This window comes from Vibrio natriegens NBRC 15636 = ATCC 14048 = DSM 759, from assembly GCF_035621455.1.
Taxonomy (GTDB): Bacteria; Pseudomonadota; Gammaproteobacteria; order Enterobacterales; family Vibrionaceae; genus Vibrio; species Vibrio natriegens.
This window is the reverse complement of the sequence record NZ_CP141823.1, coordinates 1-18,440: the sequence shown is the minus strand read 5'-3', so window position 1 is coordinate 18,440 and position 18,440 is coordinate 1. Positions and strand designations below refer to the sequence as shown.

Annotated in this window: 18 protein-coding genes and 1 tRNA gene; 12 read left to right on the top strand and 7 right to left on the bottom strand. The window is 45.0% G+C overall.

The annotated features are described in order from the left end of the window. From VER99_RS14665 to VER99_RS14640, 6 genes are read left to right on the top strand one after another with little or no spacing between them, the layout of a single operon-like run. A complete protein-coding gene (locus VER99_RS14665) occupies positions 1-1,299 on the top strand; it encodes a TRAP transporter large permease (RefSeq protein WP_014234147.1) in 1,299 nt (432 codons plus the stop codon). 12 nt (positions 1,300-1,311) lie between these two features. After that, complete coding sequence (gene dctP / locus VER99_RS14660; RefSeq protein ID WP_020334811.1) at positions 1,312-2,337, top strand: TRAP transporter substrate-binding protein DctP; 1,026 nt, start codon at positions 1,312-1,314, stop codon at positions 2,335-2,337. A gap of 59 nt (positions 2,338-2,396) precedes the next feature. Next, positions 2,397-3,494 (top strand): NAD(P)/FAD-dependent oxidoreductase, encoded by a 1,098-nt coding sequence (locus tag VER99_RS14655; protein ID WP_020334812.1) that lies wholly within the window; start codon positions 2,397-2,399, stop codon positions 3,492-3,494. Beyond that, positions 3,454-3,777, top strand: coding sequence for a (2Fe-2S)-binding protein (locus VER99_RS14650; RefSeq protein ID WP_065286550.1), 324 nt, complete (start codon positions 3,454-3,456; stop codon positions 3,775-3,777). The genes VER99_RS14655 and VER99_RS14650 overlap by 41 nt, the downstream gene beginning before the upstream one ends. Before the next feature lie 11 nt (positions 3,778-3,788). Further along, complete coding sequence (locus VER99_RS14645) at positions 3,789-5,249, top strand: FAD/NAD(P)-dependent oxidoreductase (protein ID WP_020334813.1); 1,461 nt, start codon at positions 3,789-3,791, stop codon at positions 5,247-5,249. Next, positions 5,221-5,574, top strand: a complete 354-nt coding sequence (locus tag VER99_RS14640) for a RidA family protein (RefSeq protein ID WP_020334814.1) — start codon at positions 5,221-5,223, stop codon at positions 5,572-5,574. The genes VER99_RS14645 and VER99_RS14640 overlap by 29 nt, the downstream gene beginning before the upstream one ends. 57 nt (positions 5,575-5,631) lie before the next feature. On the opposite strand, the gene VER99_RS14635 is transcribed toward VER99_RS14640, so the two are convergent. Then, positions 5,632-6,012: a cystatin domain-containing protein gene (locus VER99_RS14635; RefSeq protein ID WP_024372929.1), complete on the bottom strand. Its 381-nt coding sequence runs from the start codon at positions 6,010-6,012 to the stop codon at positions 5,632-5,634. 260 nt (positions 6,013-6,272) lie between these two features. Between VER99_RS14635 and VER99_RS14630 the strand changes: the two genes are divergently transcribed. Further along, a complete protein-coding gene (locus VER99_RS14630; protein WP_020334816.1) occupies positions 6,273-6,794 on the top strand; it encodes a lipocalin family protein in 522 nt (173 codons plus the stop codon). Between the two features lie 59 nt (positions 6,795-6,853). Here VER99_RS14630 and VER99_RS14625 read toward each other — a convergent pair whose 3' ends face one another. The 4 genes from VER99_RS14625 to VER99_RS14610 form a co-directional block, all read right to left on the bottom strand. Continuing rightward, entirely contained in the window at positions 6,854-7,849 is a 996-nt protein-coding gene (locus VER99_RS14625; RefSeq protein ID WP_020334817.1) for a succinylglutamate desuccinylase/aspartoacylase family protein, read from the bottom strand. Between the two features lie 149 nt (positions 7,850-7,998). Next, a complete protein-coding gene (locus tag VER99_RS14620; RefSeq protein ID WP_020334818.1) occupies positions 7,999-8,316 on the bottom strand; it encodes a c-type cytochrome in 318 nt (105 codons plus the stop codon). Positions 8,317-8,394: 78 nt separating this feature from the next. Continuing rightward, the gene (gene ltaE, locus VER99_RS14615; RefSeq protein WP_020334819.1) at positions 8,395-9,399 is read right to left on the bottom strand and encodes a low-specificity L-threonine aldolase; all 1,005 of its coding nucleotides are present in this window, start codon (positions 9,397-9,399) and stop codon (positions 8,395-8,397) included. A gap of 15 nt (positions 9,400-9,414) precedes the next feature. Beyond that, positions 9,415-9,930: an NUDIX hydrolase gene (locus VER99_RS14610; RefSeq protein WP_020334820.1), complete on the bottom strand. Its 516-nt coding sequence runs from the start codon at positions 9,928-9,930 to the stop codon at positions 9,415-9,417. Between the two features lie 360 nt (positions 9,931-10,290). Between VER99_RS14610 and VER99_RS14605 the strand changes: the two genes are divergently transcribed. The 5 genes from VER99_RS14605 (at position 10,291) to dld (ending at position 16,931) form a co-directional block, all read left to right on the top strand. Continuing rightward, the gene (locus tag VER99_RS14605; RefSeq protein WP_020334821.1) at positions 10,291-11,952 is read left to right on the top strand and encodes an ATPase RavA domain-containing protein; all 1,662 of its coding nucleotides are present in this window, start codon (positions 10,291-10,293) and stop codon (positions 11,950-11,952) included. A gap of 9 nt (positions 11,953-11,961) precedes the next feature. Next, positions 11,962-13,416 (top strand): ATPase RavA stimulator ViaA, encoded by a 1,455-nt coding sequence (gene viaA, locus VER99_RS14600; RefSeq protein ID WP_014234160.1) that lies wholly within the window; start codon positions 11,962-11,964, stop codon positions 13,414-13,416. A gap of 237 nt (positions 13,417-13,653) precedes the next feature. Then, positions 13,654-13,727 (top strand) — tRNA-Cys (locus VER99_RS14595). 206 nt (positions 13,728-13,933) lie between these two features. After that, on the top strand, positions 13,934-14,836 hold the full coding sequence (locus VER99_RS14590) for a LysR family transcriptional regulator (RefSeq protein ID WP_020334823.1): 903 nt from the start codon (positions 13,934-13,936) through the stop codon (positions 14,834-14,836). Between the two features lie 388 nt (positions 14,837-15,224). Then, the gene (dld, locus tag VER99_RS14585; protein WP_020334824.1) at positions 15,225-16,931 is read left to right on the top strand and encodes a D-lactate dehydrogenase; all 1,707 of its coding nucleotides are present in this window, start codon (positions 15,225-15,227) and stop codon (positions 16,929-16,931) included. Positions 16,932-17,032: 101 nt separating this feature from the next. On the opposite strand, the gene VER99_RS14580 is transcribed toward dld, so the two are convergent. Together VER99_RS14580 and VER99_RS14575 are read right to left on the bottom strand one after the other, a co-directional pair. Beyond that, positions 17,033-17,341 carry an AzlD family protein gene (locus tag VER99_RS14580; RefSeq protein WP_014234163.1) on the bottom strand — a complete coding sequence of 103 codons (309 nt, stop codon included), beginning with the start codon at positions 17,339-17,341 and terminating at the stop codon, positions 17,033-17,035. Beyond that, on the bottom strand, positions 17,338-18,069 hold the full coding sequence (locus VER99_RS14575) for an AzlC family ABC transporter permease (protein ID WP_020334825.1): 732 nt from the start codon (positions 18,067-18,069) through the stop codon (positions 17,338-17,340). Before VER99_RS14575 ends, VER99_RS14580 begins: the two co-directional genes overlap by 4 nt. Positions 18,070-18,440 lie beyond the last annotated feature (371 nt).

Below are 18,440 nucleotides of genomic sequence, written 5' to 3'. Positions count from 1 at the left end.
ATGGTTGAAGTAGCTCTATTAGCAGTGTCGGTTTTAGTCGTATTGCTAACGTTTGGCGTGCCATTACCGTTTTGTTTTGGCGGGGCATTAATGGTGATGAGCTTTGTCGGCGATATGTCGATGAAGGGAAATATGATGTGGGGAGCAGGACAATTAATGAATCCGGTTCTGCTTGCAATACCACTGTTTGTGTTAGCTGGCACGATTATGAGTAGGAGCGGAATAGCTGCTAGTTTGCTGGGCTTCGTTAACGTATTTGTTGGCCATATTCGAGGTGGTTTGGGCATTGTGGCCTCCGTAAGCTGCGCAATCATTGGCGCAATCTCGGGCAGCGGTTTAACTGGTGTGGCTGCAATTGGGCCTTTGCTGATTCCTGAAATGGAAAAGCGTGGCTACCCAAGAGCGTACGCCACGGCACTGATTGCAAATTCATCTATCTTGGGACTTTTGATCCCACCTAGCGTAACAATGATTGTTTACGGTTGGGTGACGGATACATCTATCCTGGCGTGTTTCTTGGCAACGTTAGGCCCTGGCTTACTGGTGACGTTTAATTTTGCTGTGATTAACCTTTTTATGGCACGTAAGTTCCCGTTGGTTCTGGACGACAAACCAACCGTGTCAGAGATCTTTAAGCAGGCCTCAAGCAAAACCTTTAATGCGATTCCTGCACTGTTGATGCCAGTGATTATTTTAGGCGGCATTTACGGCGGTATTATGACGCCGACTGAGGCAGCAGCCGTAGCGGTTATTTATGCCGTACCCGTTGGTTTTATGATCTACAAAGGGTTGAGTTGGAAAACGCTGCTTGAATCTGGAAAAGAATCGGCGACGGCAGTGGGTTCAATCATGTTTATGATTTTATTCAGCCTGATCCTAAGCCAGATGTTTGTTGTTGAAGATATCCCTCAGCAGCTGGTAGAAGCTATCTTCGGCATCACTGACAACAAAGCGCTGCTTCTTATATTCATCAATATTTTGCTCTTTTTAGTCGGCATGGTGGTTAACGATCTAACCGCGATTATTCTTATCGCGCCACTGTTATTGCCTCTAATGACGGCGATTGGCATCAGCCCGATTCAATTTGCGGCCATTATGGGCGTGAACACCGCGATGGGGGGCGTAACTCCGCCGTACGCATCGATTCTTTACCTAGGCGCTCGTATCGGTAACGTCAAGTTTTCCGAGGTTGTCGGCCCTGCAATGCTATTGATTTTACTAGGTTATCTGCCAGTCGTGATACTGACTTCATTCTGGTCTGATTTATCTCTGTACCTACCTAATGTGTTTGGTTATTAAAAGGAAATTAACATGACAAAAACAAGTAAGTTTGCACCATCAAAAGCACTGAAAAAATGCACTGTGATTGCGTCGTTAGTTGCTGCTTCATTAGCAGCGATACCATCTCAGGCAACAACGCTAAAAATCAGTCACGTTCGTCCACAAGGTACGGTTGTCGATAACGATATCAAGCAGCTAAGCAGCGATTTAGAAACGGCAACCGACGGTGATGTAAAACTGAGAATATACGCTGCAAACGCTTTGGGAGATTACACGTTAGTTCAGGAACGTATCTCTGTAGGTGCTGTCGACATGGCGTTGCAGCCAGCAGCCACATCAACAGACAGAAGAATGCAACTTGGCGTGTTGCCGTTTCTAGCTAATAACTGGGAAGAAGCGAAGAACATTTATGGTTCCGGTTCTCCTGTTCGTGTAGCCATGGAAGAGTTGTTTGAACAACAAGATATTACCTTGCTTGCCGCTTACCCAGTTTACTTCGGGGGCATCTCGTTAAACCGTGACGCGATAGACGCGGGAGATCCAGATGCAGCGAAAGGGATCAAGCTGCGTGTACCACCAGTTAAGAGCTTCCAACTACTGGCAGATAATGTGGGTTATATAGGTTCACCCCTTCCATTTTCTGAAGCGTTTACTGCAGTGCAAACGGGCGTAGTAGACGGTGTAATTGGTTCTGGTGCTGAAGGTTACTACGCGTCATTCCGTGATGTGACGAAAACGTACATTCCTTTGAATACGCATTTTGAACTTTGGTATTTATTGATTAATTCTGAGCGCCTTGCAGACCTTGATGATGACGAACAGCAAGCACTTAAAGCGGCGTCCGAGAAATTTGAATCTCGTCGTTGGGATGCTGCTCAAATCGATCAGAAAGAGAATGAGCAAAGACTTGTTGAGGCGGGTGCAACCATTGTTGAAATGACACCGGCACAGCTAAGCAAAACCGCTGAAAAAGTACGAGCGACAGTTTGGCCACAAATCATTAATGATATGGGCTCTGAGTGGAGCCAACCAATCCTGGACAAAGCGCTGAACTAAGCGAAACGCAAATTTAAGGGGGCAAACCGCCCCCAAACTATCAGTCTGAAGAGAATGTTATGAAACCGGAATACATTGTTGTCGGTGGCGGTGTTGTGGGCTGCGCAGTGGCTTACGGCCTACTAAAAGCTGGCCATAAAGTTACCGTTTTGGACGGTGGAGACAGCGCACATCGGGCATCACGTGGAAACTTTGGCTTGGTGTGGCTTTCCAGTAAAGGGTTAGATGCACCGCACTATGCAGCGTGGACTCGCCGTTCTGTTAACTTGTGGAGAGGGTTAGCAGATGAGCTAGAAAAAGCGACGGGTGAAGACCTCAACCTAAAGCAACAGGGCGGATACGACTTTCATTTTTGTGAGAAAGAGATGGCGGCCAAAGCAAAACAATATGAAGCTTTAAGAAAAGCGTTAGGTACCGACCATCCTTATGAGGTTTGGAACAGAGATCAACTACTTAAAGAAGATCCGCATATCGGTCCGGATGTGATTGGGGCAATCTATGGCCCAGAAGACGGTCATGTTAATCCGTTAAAGTTACTCAAGGCATACACCAAAGCGATACAGGATCTCGGTGCGAATTTGATCACGGGTGTTAACGTATCTGATGTAAATAAAGACAGTCGCGGAAAATTTCAGGTCACGCTTGAAGATGGTACCCAGTATATAGGCGATAAAGTCATCCTTTCTGCAGGATTAGGTACTGCGACACTTGGTCCTAAACTCGGTTTTATTGCGCCTATATCACCACAGAAAGGTCAGGTTCTGATCACTGAGAAGCTTGCTCCCACCTTGAAGCGACCTTCAGGGATTATTCGTCAGGTCGACGAGGGCGGCATTCAAATCGGTGACTCTAAAGAGAACGCGGGCTTTGATGACAGTGACACACTCGAAATGACGGCTGCCATTGCAGAGCGTGCTATTGCTGTGTATCCATTCTTGGCGAAAACCAAACTGGTCCGTAGCTGGGGAGCCATCCGGATTATCTCGCCTGACGGTTTGCCTATTTACCAGCAATCTAAAACCAACTCAGGGGCCTACCTGATTAGTTGCCACAGTGGCATTACGTTGGCCGCGGTCCATTCGTATTTACTACCTCATTGGCTAGAGCAAACGGCTGATGCACCAAATTTGGAGTTGTTCAGTGAAGACAGATTCTAAGTTTCAACGGATTTCAAACTCGGGTACACGACCTCGAATAGTTCGATTTTATTGGGAAGGCAAAGAATACACTGCCTGCGAAGGAGACACGATAGCTGTGGCACTTTTAGCTGCTGATGTGAACCACACTCGCGAGACGCCACAATCAGGCTCACCACGCGCACCGTTCTGCATGATGGGTAGCTGTTTTGAATGTCGTGTAGTCGTTAACGGTGAACAGAATGTTCAAGCCTGCATGAATTTGATTGAAGACGGCATGACGATTAGCCGCCAAAGAACTTAACAGGAGAAATCATGCAAGTCGAAATACAAAATGTGGTAGATGTGTGCGTGATTGGTGCTGGCCCAGCGGGAATGAAAGCCGCGGTACGCTGTGCTGAGGCAGGTGCCAGCGTCACCGTTATTGATGAACAGCCACGTCCAGGCGGTCAAATCTATCGAGCGGTACGAGAAAATGGCCATCCTAACGGCGATGTTTTTGGTCCTGATTACCTTCGTGGATCTGCGCTAGTCAAAGCCTTTAATAAGGCACCGATCAAACATATAGCCCAGGCAACATTGTGGCGTATTGATGACGACAATACGGTGTATTGGAGTCAACACGGAAAAGCACAAAAGACTGTGGCTAAGCAGATCATTATTGCGACAGGTGCAATTGAACGCTCTTTTCCGTTTTCTGGCTGGACATTGCCCGGAGTGATGACGGCGGGTGCTTGTCAGATCATGATGAAAACATCAGGTTTGGTACCTAAACAGGCAGTGATGGTTGGAACTGGACCACTGCTTTATCTGTTAGCTGCGCAAATGATTGACGCTGGTGCACCACCTAAGGCGATTGTCGATATCCAACAATCGGACAGCTATGTAAAAGCCATCAGTTATGCTTCAAATGCCTGGAAAGGGCGCAAATACCTGATCAAAGGACTTGGTCTGTTAGCCAAATTACGTAAAGCAGGTATAAAGCGTTACACGGGCGTAACTGACATTGAGGCTGAGGGTTCAGACAGTGTGAAACGCCTCAATTTTCAATGTGGTGGAAAATCAATCTCGTTAGAGACGGAAACGGTACTAGCGCATATTGGTGTGATTCCTAACGTGCAATTAACCAGAGCGATGGGCTTAGATCATTACTGGGACAAGCTGCAAGTTTGCTGGAAGCCTGCGCTGGATGAAAACAATATGAGTTCTCGCCAAGGTGTGTACATTGCAGGAGATAGCGGTGGAATTGGCGGTGCGCTGGTGGCAGAACTTCAAGGAGAGCTGGTTGCTGTGAATGTGCTCAGCGCTTTATCTATTGGAGACAGCCAACATCAGATCAGTGAGTCGGCAACACTTAAAAAATCAATCCAGCATGAACTGACCGTGCGACCGTTTTTAGACACATTGTATACGCCGCCTAAACAAGCACTGGTGCCATCTGATAAAACTATTGTCTGCCGCTGTGAGGAAGTCACGGCTGGACAAATTCGAAAGCATGCTGTCGATGGCGCAAATGGTATCAATCAAATTAAAACCTTTACCCGTTGTGGAATGGGACCATGCCAAGGCAGATATTGCGGCTCGACCGTGGCACATATCATTAGCGATAAAATCGGGCAATCGATGGAACAAGTAGGATATTACCGTCTTCGTAACCCAATAAAACCGTTAAAACTGGGTGAGCTCGCAAGCTTAACGCCAGCAAACAAATCATTTATGAAAAAGTATAAGAGTGAAGGAGTGAACAATGAGCGAGATCCAAAGACAGTACACTAACCAGCGAATGAGCAAAGTAGTGATTCACAATGATACGGTTTACCTTTGTGGCCAAGTTGGCGTTCGTGGCACGAGCGTTGCGGAGCAAACAGAAGAAGCGCTGAAAAGAGTCGAAAGCCTGCTTATCGAAGCGGGAAGTGACCGCAAGCACGTACTGCAGACCATTGTGTGGTTAGCCGATATGAAAGACTTTGATGAAATGAATGGCGTATGGGATCAGTGGTTTGAAGACGGCTATGCGCCTGCCCGAGCATGTGGCGAAGCAAAACTTGCCAGCCCAGAACTCAAAGTAGAGCTGATTGTTACAGCCGCCCTTAAAAATTAAAACGTAGCGGTCTATATGCCCAAAAAGCCCCAGATTAGGGGCTTTCAAGGTTTGAAATCACTGTTCGCAGAATTTCCCTTCGTGTGGTGATTGTGTAATAGAGTAGTCACCATCCAAATTGCGATAAACGATCGTGTTCCAAACCACACCATCATCCATTTCAAATTCAATCGCGTAATTCACGCCGCTGACGATTTGTGCATGAACATTGATAATTTGTTTGAACGATGAAGCTGAATCCATTTCTGTCAGTACAAAAGCCATCGCCTTTTGAACGTCGGGTGTAGACTTAAACATTTTCCACCCACCTGGCATATTTCCCTGACTACTGCATACGTCTGCCGAGGTTGTTATTTCTGTCGTCTCTTCGGGACTGTTTTGTTGGCAACCAACAAGCAATACCAAAACTGCACAAGCTGACATTGTCTTAAACTTCATAACAATAACCTCAATTTATATCGGGGCGTATTATAAAAGGCTCCTATGAAGAGAAATGTCTATGTTGTGCAAACTTTCGATAGGCAAGACGTCAAAATGCAAAATAAATAACTGAATTTGTAGGAATATTTGTAGGAATGGTACTTTAATTACCAAAAACATAGGTATGATTGTGATGCCCCCCATAAACAAATAGGGTTTATGATCCGTTTTGGACCATATTCAGTAAAATCAGTCACTAACTAATATGGGAACTTGTAATGAAATTGATAAAGTCGCTTCTGTTGCTGTCTGTCGCTGTTTTGTTTGGTTGTACATCGAAGCCCGAAGGTGTTGATCCAATTCAGAATTTTGAACTGAAACCTTATTTGGGGAAATGGTTTGAAATTGCGCGATTAGACCATTCTTTTGAGCGCGGATTATCCAATGTAACCGCTGAATATGAACTTCGCGAAGACGGCGGTGTAACGGTAATAAACCGTGGCTATTCACAAGAAGAACAAAGTTGGAAGCAAGCGGAAGGGAAAGCGTATTTTGTTGATGAGCCGTCAACTGGCCATTTAAAAGTTTCTTTCTTTGGCCCATTCTATTCGTCGTATATCATCTTTGAGCTTGGTGAAGATTATGATTACGCGTTTATATCTGGCTACAATCGCGACTATCTTTGGTTGCTATCACGTCAGCCGCAAGTGGATTCAGAAACCTTTGAAAGATTCAAACAAGTAGCCAGAGACAAAGGCTTTGCTGTAGACGAGTTAATTCTGGTTGATCAGACTCAATAGCTCAGACGATAGATAGAATAGTCCCCCTTAATCGGGGGATATGATAGAACTGTTTAATGCTATTTAATCAGGCGAACTAGGAGTGATCCCGCCGCTCGAATCGATTCGACATTATGGCTGATGACGGTGCCTGAAGCAGGAGCAGTGTACCGTTGTATCTCGCCTCCAAAACTATCATATTGGATTGCCACCAGTTGACCTTGCTCCACCGATTGCAAAATATTGACTTGAGGTAGAACGAAACCACCCAGTTCTGCTCGAACGTTTATTATTTCACGGCCTTCCACACAAGACTGAATCGGCGTTGGAACACCAGAAAGCAATTCGAACTGTTTAAGAATATTGAAGATACCGGTTACCGTCCGATCGATCAGAGCTTGATCGGTATAACGTCCTGTCCCAACTTCAACCGTGACAGCTGGTACTCCCACGTTGTTCCATGCCGTTTCCAATACACCATTTTCGCCCGGATCATCCAAAATAATGTCTGGATTAATATGGCGCGCCATTTTTAACGAGTCCTCAATGCGGAAATCGGCGAAGACATAAAGTGGGTAGGCTGCGCCGCTGGTTTGGGTGTGTAAGTCTATTGCTAAGTCAGCATTTGGCTTTAATAACTGATTCCAAAGCGTGTACAAGTAGCGGTTCGCTTCATTACCGAACTCGTTGCCTGGAAAGAAGCGGTTTAGGTTCGCGCGTGCAGCATCCGGGTCAGGAGAACAAAAATCCCGGCTTTTATTCAACATGCCGCTCAAGTTGATCCCCGGTACGATGGTTACTGTACCAGCAAGGTCAGCGCCAATCAGTTCCCTGGCCGTTTTTTGTGCTGCCAATACTCCGTTGTATTCGTCACCATGAACACCAGCGGTAATCATTAATTTCTTACCAGGTTTCTGACCTTTAAACACGAGTACAGGCAGGTGTTGCCATTGCGAAAGTGCATTGGTTGCAATACGAAACCAGAACTTATGTTCACCGGATGGGAGATCTTCCACATCTAGGGCTTGTATTACTTTGTGTCCTTGAATTACGTCATCGGAAAATTGTGTTGCCATTAAGGTGATCACTCCAAAAAGCATTTGTATTGATGCTTGCTTACTGAATTGGATTCTAATAACCGATAGGGTAAAGAGTACTAGGGGAAAGTGCCAGTAGAATTGTGCAAGTTAACTTTATGTCGCCGTAATTTTAGAGTACATCAATATCAATGAGTTAGTTGTTCCGCATAAAACGCAGCCACGTCTTTCAGATCTTCATCATTGAGCATTTTTAATTGGCTTGCCATCATTTCTGCTAAGGGGCCTTGGCGCTCACTGTTTTGATAGGACTTCATTGCGTTAAATAGATACTGAGCGTCCTGGCCTGTGAGGTTAGGGTAAGTTTCATTGACACTGATTCCCGTCGCACCGTGACAATAGACACAACTGGGTGACTTAATTTTACCTTTGGCTGCGTCACCAGAAGGGTTTGCCATAGTGGCGGGAGCAAAAATAACAGAAATAAACAACAGGTACTTTAACATTAGCGAGCTCTTTATGGTGCGTATACTCGCTGTAGATTAAAGCTTCCCCTAAGGGGAAGCTCAATGATCAAAATCAAGTCAGAGAATAGATTTCAACGCAGATAAGAACGTGGCAACATCTTGTTCTGAAATGTCTTTATGGGTCACAAATCGGATAGGATTCCCCGGCGTAATAATGATGTCTTGCTGTTTTAGTTTCTCAGCGATGCTCACGATATCGACTTGAGGATCTAACTTAGCAAACACAATGTTGGTTTGGACTAAATCAGGATTGACTGAGAACCTAGGAAGTTCCGCCAATCCTTGAGCTAGCGTTTTGGCATTAATATGATCTTGCTTTAACTGGAGGACTTGCTCGGTAATCGCGAGTTTACCCGCAGCGGCTAAGATACCTGCCTGGCGCATTCCGCCGCCAACCATCTTTCTTAGGCGTCGTGCTTTTGCAATGTACTCTTTGCTGCCGAGAAGGAGAGAACCAACAGGTGCGCAGAGTCCTTTTGAAAGACAAATGGTCATTGAGTCAAAATACTGCGCAATTTCTTTAACAGGTACATCGAGCGCCACTGCAGCGTTAAACACGCGTGCACCGTCTAGGTGTAGCTTGAGGTTGTGCTGATTAACAAATTCACGAGCTTCTGCAAGATAGGTAAGCGGTAGAACTTTACCATTTATGGTGTTCTCAAGGCTCAGCAAACGCGTTCGAGCGAAGTGCATGTCATCGGGCTTGATTGCAGCTGCGAGTTTATCAAAAGGTAAAGTGCCGTCGGGATTATTCTCGATTGGTTGAGGTTGAATGGAGCCTAAAACCGCCGCGCCACCCGCTTCGTATTTGTAGTTGTGCGCTTGTTGGCCGCAAAGGTACTCGTCTCCGCGATCACAGTGAGCCATCAAACCTAACAGGTTCGCTTGAGTGCCTGATGTAGTAAACAGGGCTGCTTCAAAGCCTGCTAGTTCTGCAGCGTATTGCTCCAGCTCATTCACTGTTGGATCATCACCGTAAACGTCATCCCCAACTGGTGCTGTAAACATGGCTTCGCGCATGGCTTGAGTCGGTTGAGTTACTGTATCAGATCGAAAGTCCATGAATATCTCCTTGGTTTAAATATACCCGCAAAGACGAGCTTTGCTTAAGCAAGCGATAGTTTTAGCATCGGTAATCGTGCCGTCGATAATTTTTTCTTCTAGCTGTTTTAGTGACAGCGTCACCACTTCAATCACTTCGTCTTCATCACATTCATAGCGATGAGTCGCGGTTAACTCCTGTGCGATAAATAAGTATTGGATTTCATCACAGAAGCCAGCTAAAGGCGTAACTTGTCCGAGCGAAATAAATTTTTGTGCGCTAAACCCTGTTTCTTCCTCCAGTTCTCGCTTTGCACATGACAAGGGGTCTTCAACACCTTCGCGTGTTCCTGCCGGCAGTTCAAGCAACCATTTTTTCAGAGAAGGACGAAACTGATTCACAAGTACGACTTCATTGTTCTCTGTTATAGGCAAGATAACCGCCGCTCCAGGGTGATGAATCGTGGTGTGTGAAATGACCTGACCAGTGGGTAGTTCAACGTCTTCTTCTACGAGTGCGATTTGCTTCCATTTATGAATGGTTTTAGTCATGAAGTGGTAATCCAAACTATTAAGGCTTGTATGAACATTAACGACATTCGTCATCAAACAAAAGAAAAAGTCTGTTTACAACCCAATAACTTGTACAGAGTAAACAATTCTATTGTGTGATTTCCTTGAGCTTGTGTCAGCGAGAAATCATTGCGTGCTGTATCTGAAAGCCATTCTAACACTACAAAAGTGTACATATTTTCAGTGATATGCATCTCATAAATGGAAACTTTGATTGCTAGGCGATGTGGTAACTAAGCATCTGTTATAAGGGGAGGTAAAATAAATTACACTTGTAACAAAGTGATAACAAATGTATAAAAATAAATATACCGCATCAGTTCAGCAGCCGGAGCCCTCATGATACAACCCTCTTTTGCATCTAATGCCGATAAAGCACTTCTTTCCGAGCGTATCAATAAGTTAGCGAAAGCGTTGACTGATGGCGTTTACGAACGTGAACATACCATCAAACTTTGTCTTCTGGCAGCCCTTGCTGGCGAAAGCGTTTTTCTTCTCGGCCCTCCGGGTATTGCGAAAAGCTTAATTGCTAAACGCTTAATTCAGGCGTTTGATAACAGCAGCTATTTTGAATACTTGATGACTCGATTCTCGACCCCAGAAGAGGTGTTTGGCCCGCTTAGTATCCAAGAATTGAAAGATAACGGCCGTTATATTCGTCTGACTGAAGGCTACCTTCCAACGGCTCAAGTCGTTTTCTTAGATGAAATTTGGAAAGCTGGTCCAGCAATCCTGAATACTTTGCTGACAGTAGTGAACGAAAAAACATTTAAAAACGGCAGTGACATCGAACGCGTACCAATGCGTTTGTTGGTGTCGGCATCGAATGAACTACCAGACGAAGACAGCGGCTTAGACGCATTGTATGACCGTATGCTGGTACGTGTGTTTGTTAACCGTATTCAGAACAAACAGAATTTTAAGTCAATGCTAACCGTGGGTACTTCTCAGGAAGCAAAAATACCAGAAGGCCTGGCGATTACCGACGACGAGTATCATCAATGGCAACAACAGTTCGATAAATTGTCGCTGACAGATAATGCTTTCGAAAAGCTGTTCCAGCTCAAGACCATGTTAGAAAGTAAGGTTGAAGCTGAGTTTGGTGATATCGCGAATACGGACATGTACGTTTCTGACCGACGCTGGAAAAAAGCGGTGAAGCTACTTAAAGCGAGCGCGTTCTTTAATGGCCGAGATGAGATAAACCCGCTCGATCTTTTGCTTCTGCAAGACTGTTTGTGGAACAGCCCTGAATCTCGTGATGTCGTTCGAAATGTCGTCCAGGAATTTGCATTGAAACACGCTTTCGATCAGCAAGATGCAGAACAAGAAATCGAATATTGCCGAGAGTCACTTATAGACGTGCAACACGAGCTTGAAGATACCTACCGCATGACTCTGACATCAGAAGCCGCAACGGGCATTCTGCGTAAAGAAACCATGCGTTTTGATACGTCTAAAGCGAAAAGTTACAAAGTCGGCGCGGCGGTGAACTTAGTAAAACTAGTGATTTTGCAGAGCAACATGTCGGTATCTGAATCTGAGAAAGGTGACAGTCGCTGGGTGTATGTTCCTAAAGACGAACTAGACCGTGTGATTAAAGACGGCCACGGTGATGTGTACGGTTATGTTAACCAAAACACCAATATGTGCCGCTTGCGTTTTGATGTCGATGCAGCCAATAACCTGGTGATTCGTGATATAGCCAATAGAGGCATTCTTGTCGGTCTAGTGACGCAAGAAGGTTTAGATATGGAACGCTACCAAAATTGGCTCGCTCAGAGTGAAAAAGCAGTGAGTCAGTTAAGTGAAGCAGAACATCACATGCGCAAAGTTAAAGCCAACTTTCACGATGCGCTGCCACACAGTTTTGTCGACCCAGAATTGCCGCGTTTAATGGAATCGAGTCTGCAACAGGTTAGTCAAAGACTTGAATCTATCCAGGGAGAAAGCGAGAAAATTGTTCAGCGCTTTAAGAACTTACAACAGTTTTTCTCGTAAGGAGGCTTCATGTTAGGTGCAGATGGATTCAACTTGGCATTGATGATAGCAGACTCGGGGATCATCGACAGCGCAGTGAACGATCTTATGGCCCGCTCGCAAGTCATGATGATGGCAGAAAACCGAGGAGTAAAATCCTCCGTGAAAAGTCACCTGTTAAAATGGCGTGGCAATGTTAAGAAGCGTATTACTAAGGTATGTGAAACAGAGCGATTTCAGCAAGAACTCGCTTTGTATCAAGAAGTGATTCACTGGAGTGAAGATGAGTTTTTTGACCGCATCGAAGACGTAATCAAAAAGCTCGAATGGCACTCTGCCTTTTACATGCAAGCGCGTCGCATGATGGAGAAGAACAAAGGGGTCAACAACCCGATGTTCCCACACTATTTTTGTGACCAGTGGTACCAGAGCTTGGCGGATGCCATCAAACAAGCTCAGGTGAGTGAACTGGAAGCGAATAAAGAAAAAGTGCTCAACGATCTTTATCAGCGTATGGAAACCATGCGCAATATGGATAAAGTGACCGAGTCTGGTGATGCGGAAAGCGTAGGTCGATTATGGGATATGGCGTCTGCCAAGTTGAGTAAGACCGACCTTACGGTAATGAAGCGTCATGCGGAGTTTTTGAAAAAGCATAAAGGGTTACAAGAGATCGCTGAACAACTTGGTCGTATGGCAGGGCAGGTGAATGATCCTGATCTGAATCGCGCTCCGGCTGAAGAGTTGCAAATGGTTGAGGAAAAGAGTGACGAAGCGACCGACGACATTGTTGGTATTCACGAAAGTGACGATTTAAATAAACTCCTCCCAAATGAAACCATGTTTTTGGCATATCCAGAGCTTGAAGTTGTGTTCTATAAACACCTTGTCGACAAGCGTTTGATGAACTATCGAACTCAGGGTAAATCTCGTACGCTGCGAAAAGTAAAAGCACATAGACCTGATAACAAAGCGGTGGATATCGAAAAAGGTCCATTTATTGTCTGTGTAGACGCGTCAGGCTCAATGAGTGGTTTTCCAGAACAATGTGCTAAGGCAATGGCGTACGCACTGATGCAAATTGCGTTAGCAGAGCAGCGTGACTGCTACGTCATCATATTCTCTACCGAGCACATTACTTACGAGCTGACTAAACAAGATGGCTTGCGCGAAGCGGCTGATTTCCTGACCTATAGCTTCCATGGCGGCACCGATTTGGAACCGACCTTGATCAAATCCATCGATCTGATGAGTGGTGACAAGTACAAAAACGCCGATATGGTGGTGATTTCGGATTTTATTGCACCAAAGCAGCAGGATGAGCTACTCGAAAAAGTAAATGCGCTTAAAGCGAAGAAAAACCGTTTTCATGCGATCAGTTTGTCCAAATACGGTAATCCGGCGTTAATGTCGATGTTTGACCATGTGTGGTCTTATCATCCAAATGTCGTTGGGCGATTACTCAAACGTGTAAGTAACGGTTAGATAAACAATCAAACATGATAAAGCGGCCACTTGAGCCGCTTTATTTTTGCAGAGTTAGCAAGGCACAGAAACAAACCAGAGTGCTAATAAATACGCAAATTGCTCGAGTCTTGATCTAACTGACTTAAAAGGAAGCAAACAAACAGGAAATAGTGGATTTATGTTTGACTATCTTTTCTGAATCCGTAAAGTAGCAACCAACGCAACGGGGGGGACCTCTTAACGCGTTAATGTGACGGCGCCTTGGCAGAGTGGCTATGCAGCGGATTGCAAATCCGTGGACCTCGGTTCGACTCCGGGAGGCGCCTCCATAAATTATTCAGATATGGCTTCATACTTATCAATATTGGTATTAGCGATATCTCGATGCTAAAAGCATCAACATTAAACCAGCGAAAGCTGGTTTTTTTGTATCTGCCGTTTAGGTGGTGTGATTGGAATAAGTGTGACTCTACTTTCAGCACCTGTTACATAATCCGCCTACAATACGCTCTTCTAAAGGATTTAATGAAGCAGCATGAGAAACACCGACGATTACATCATTTTTTATCATTTGGTCGAGCAGGGCTCATTTAGTGGTGCGGCTAAGCAAATGGAGCTGACCAAGTCTGTGGTCAGTAAACGCATTGCGAAGCTCGAGCAGGATCTTGGTGTTCAATTGCTCTATCGTACGACACGTACCATAACCCTGAGTGAAGCGGGTCAGTATTTCTTTGAGCACGCAAAATCCGTCTATCAGGCTGTTGCTACTGCGGAAGAATCAATTGTTGGGTTAGGTAAGGATTTATCCGGCAACATCAAAATTACCGTTCCTACTATTTCTGGCGAATTGATTCTGCCTGGTGTTATTGCTGAATTTAATAACAAATACCCTGACATCAAGATCGATATGGAACTTGATAATCGTTTCGTCGACATCGTGAATGAGCGCTTTGATTTGGCGATAAGAACGGGCGTATTGCCAGACTCCAGTCTGATTGCAAGAAAGCTTGTCGACGCAAACTGGATAGTGTGTGCCTCACCTCAATACCTTGCCAGACATGGCATTCCAAAGCAGCCTACTGAGTTAGAAAAACACAACTGTCTCGTTTATTCTTACCAGGAAACGGGCGCGCGCGAATGGGCTTTCAAAGATGGCGAAGACGTGTATCAAGTGACGGTAGATGGCAATCTATGTATTAATAACTCGTCGGTTCTAAGAAATGTCGCACTTTTAGGGCAAGGCTTAATCTACGTTCCCCGCGTTTTGGTTTATGAAGATTTAAAACAAGGCCGATTAACCCAATTGTTCAAAGAGGAAACGGCAAAGTGTCTCGGTATTTACGCTGTGTATCCTTATACAAGGCAGCAGCCAGAAAAGGTTAAAATCTTTATTGACCACTTATACGCCTGCTTTCAAAGCCAGAGCCATCGCTTTTAATTTCTCTATTTGGTACATAAACGCAACATTACCAATGTGTTGAATGGTGTGTCTGTGCTTCGTTCACACCATTTAAATCTCCTTCCTATTTAGCACGTTACGTGGCTAAGCCAAATTATTCACAAACCTAATATCTTGATACTGCGCACACATGTTAACGATTGGTTTTGTTATTGTTTCTTTTGGGAAACAATCTGTTTCTTTCGTTAAATTTTATATAAACCATACCTAACATTATGATAATTAAAAACATTATTGTGATTGTTTGTCGTTGGATTCAGATTGCTCGAATGACATCGATAGACGCAGGAAAATGGACTGCTTATAGTGAGCCAAACTCAATCAACCCAGTTTGAGTGAGTGAAGCAAAATAACTAGAGATACGGATATGAAACAAAAGCAGCTGATAGAAGAATTTAAAACGATCGTCGGTGAAGAAAACGTCCTGACCGATCAAGTTAAAACTAAGTATTACCGTTCAGGTTTTCGCTCTGGTAGCGGTACAGCGCTTGCAGTCGTGTTTCCTAACACATTATTAGAACAGTGGAACATCATCAAACAGTGTGTCGAGGCGAACTGCATCATCATCATGCAAGCGGCGAAGACTGGTCTGACTGAAGGGTCTGCTCCAAGTGGTAATGATTACGACCGCGATGTTGTCGTTATCAATATTACAAAAATTAAGAAAATTCATTTGCTCGATGGTGGCAAGCAGGCGGTTTGTTTACCGGGTGCTAGCTTACACTCACTAGAAAAATCGCTTAAAGCCGTTAACCGCGCGCCACATTCTATTATTGGTTCCTCTTCGTTAGGAGCGACAGTGGTGGGCGGTATCGCCAACAACTCTGGTGGCGCGTTAGTTAAGCGAGGACCTGCATACACGGAACTGGCGATTTATGCTCAGGTGGATAAGCAGGGTAACCTGAACCTCGTTAACCACCTTGGCATTGAAGGCTTGGGTGAAACTCCGGAAGAAATCCTGACAAACTTGCAGGAAGGTAACTTCGATCCTGCCAAGATCATTCACGATGATCGTATGGCTTCGGATAAAGAGTACGATGAGCGTGTTCGTGATGTTACCTCTGATATCCCATCTCGTTTTAATGCAGACGAACGCCGGTTGTTCGAAGCCAGTGGTTGTGCGGGTAAGCTTGGTGTGTTTGCGGTTCGTGTCGACAGCTACCCAGTGCCTGACAAAGAGCAGGTCTTTTATCTTGGTACGAATGATCCATCGAAATTAACTAAGCTAAGAAAAGATTTTTTATCGACGTTCGAAAACCTGCCAGAAATGGGGGAATATCTACACCGCGATATCTTCAACATGGCAGAAAAGTACGGCAAGGATGTATTTCTTTCCATCGACAAATTGGGTACGGACAGATTACCTAAAATGTTCGCGCTGAAAGCGAAAGTAGAAAACTTTTTAGAGCGTGTGCCTTTTGTTAGTAAATATCTGCCAGATTCCATTTTGTATTACGCGAGTAAGCTGTTTCCGCAACACCTACCTGAACGCATGCTGGATTACCGTGACAAGTACGAACATCACTTGATACTAAAAATGAGCGATGGCGGTATTGCAGAGGCTCAAAAATATCTGCAAGAAGTATGGGCGGTTGAAAGCGATTGCGATTTCTATGAATGTACCCCAGACGAAGGCAAAAAAGCGTTCTTACATCGTTTTGCTGCGGCTGGAGCTGCGATTCGTTATGAGACCATTCATCGTAAAGATGTGGAAGATATTGTTGCGTTAGATATTGCGCTGCGCCGTAATGACGAAGAGTGGTTGGAAACCTTGCCAGAAGAAGTGAGCAAGAACTTGGTTCAGTCGCTCTACTACGGTCACTTTATGTGTTATGTGTTCCATCAGGATTATGTGTTCAAAAAGGGCACAGATACTAAGCTGATGAAGAAGCTAATGCTAGAGCATCTAAACAGCCGTGGTGCGAAATATCCAGCTGAGCACAATGTGGGGCATTTGTATGAAGCGGAGAACTCGTTGCAGACGTTCTACCATCAATTAGACCCAACTAATACCTTCAATCCGGGTATAGGTAAAATGGATAAATATAAGCGTAACTGTAACTGCTGCGCTTAATTCATTTCGTTTAAGTGAGTCCTTATAAAAAGTAGAGCCCCTCCACGCGTTGTCGTGGAGGGGCTTTTTGTTTGGAATGCTTAGCAACTAGGTTTGTTCCGCTAAATTGCCCGCACTGCTGCTGCTGCGACTATTCCGGCTGCAATAGCAGGTAGCGGTTTTTTGACGATGAACATCACTACGGTAGTAGAAAGCAGTGCCATGCGCGCCCCGATGTCACCTTCAACGGCAATTGGTGCTAAAAGAGCAACTAACACGGAGCCGGACATGGCAGTGATAAAGCGTTGCACGCGTTCGCTAATAGGAATGAATGACATCACAAATACGCCACCCCATCGCGTCGCTAATGTCACTAGCCCCATGGCGAAAATAATAAGAAGCGTACCGCCAAAACTTGTTTCTATGCTCATGCTTTTTTCTCCTTCCAACAAGCGCCAAGTATGCCACCTGCAAAAGCGCCAACCACCACGTGGCTATTTTCAGGTAGGTACCAGTAAGCCAGTAAAGAAGACCCAGCTGCGGCTCCCCAAATTGCGAATATACGTAAGTTTTTAGGGCCAACTACAACCATAGACAGTAAGAAGCATCCCATTACCATATCCAAACCAAGGCTTACAGGATCTTTTATTGCGCCACCGAAGTAGATGCCCATCCAGGTACCGACAATCCAAAAGCCCCAAAGTGCCAAGCCACCACCTACGAGTAAGCCGAGACCCGGTTCTTTTTTGGAAAATGAATTCATCGCCATTGCCCAGTTAGCGTCTGATGCAACCAACATGACACCGTAACGTTTAGCGGGTGGTAGTTGACGTAACCACGGGTAAAGTGTTGCCCCCATTAGCAGGTGACGTGCGTTGATCGCGAAGACGGTGATCAGTACTGGAATCAATGGGACTTCGGCTCCCCACATTTCTAACGTCGCAAATTGAGAAGCTCCCGCGAACACGAGGCCACTCATTAACAATGTAGGAAATGCGTCTAAGCCAGTCTGTACTGCCGCTACACCGAACGCGAGACCGAATATGACCACGAATATGGACAGGGGTAATAGTTGTGTAAAGCCACTCCATACATCCATACGCGTAAATTCGTGCAGCGTACTCGACGGAGTTTGGATATGTTGTTGATTTTCTGTCATAGAAATACCTAGCCAGCGGGAAAGGGGGTTACCCAAGTAAGATGATTGTTATGTTTTTGTAAAGCGTATCTCTATCATCAATTGTGGCGGTTTTCAAACACAAACGGCGTTTATAAGAAGATCCAATATTTGAAGTGGCAGCATCACATCGACTCAATGAGACATTGTGGCTGACTGAAAATAAGTTGCGAAGGAATTGGGGTAACTGTGATGAGTGAATTATCTTCAGTTTGCGCGCGGTTTATACCGGTCGGATCGCTTTTTAAGCACTTAAATCAAAAAGATAAAATTTATTGTTGACCAGATAAATTATTCCGTTAAAGTACGCCTCGTTCTCACGGCAAAGGTCGTTGAGAGAGATGGTGTCTAAC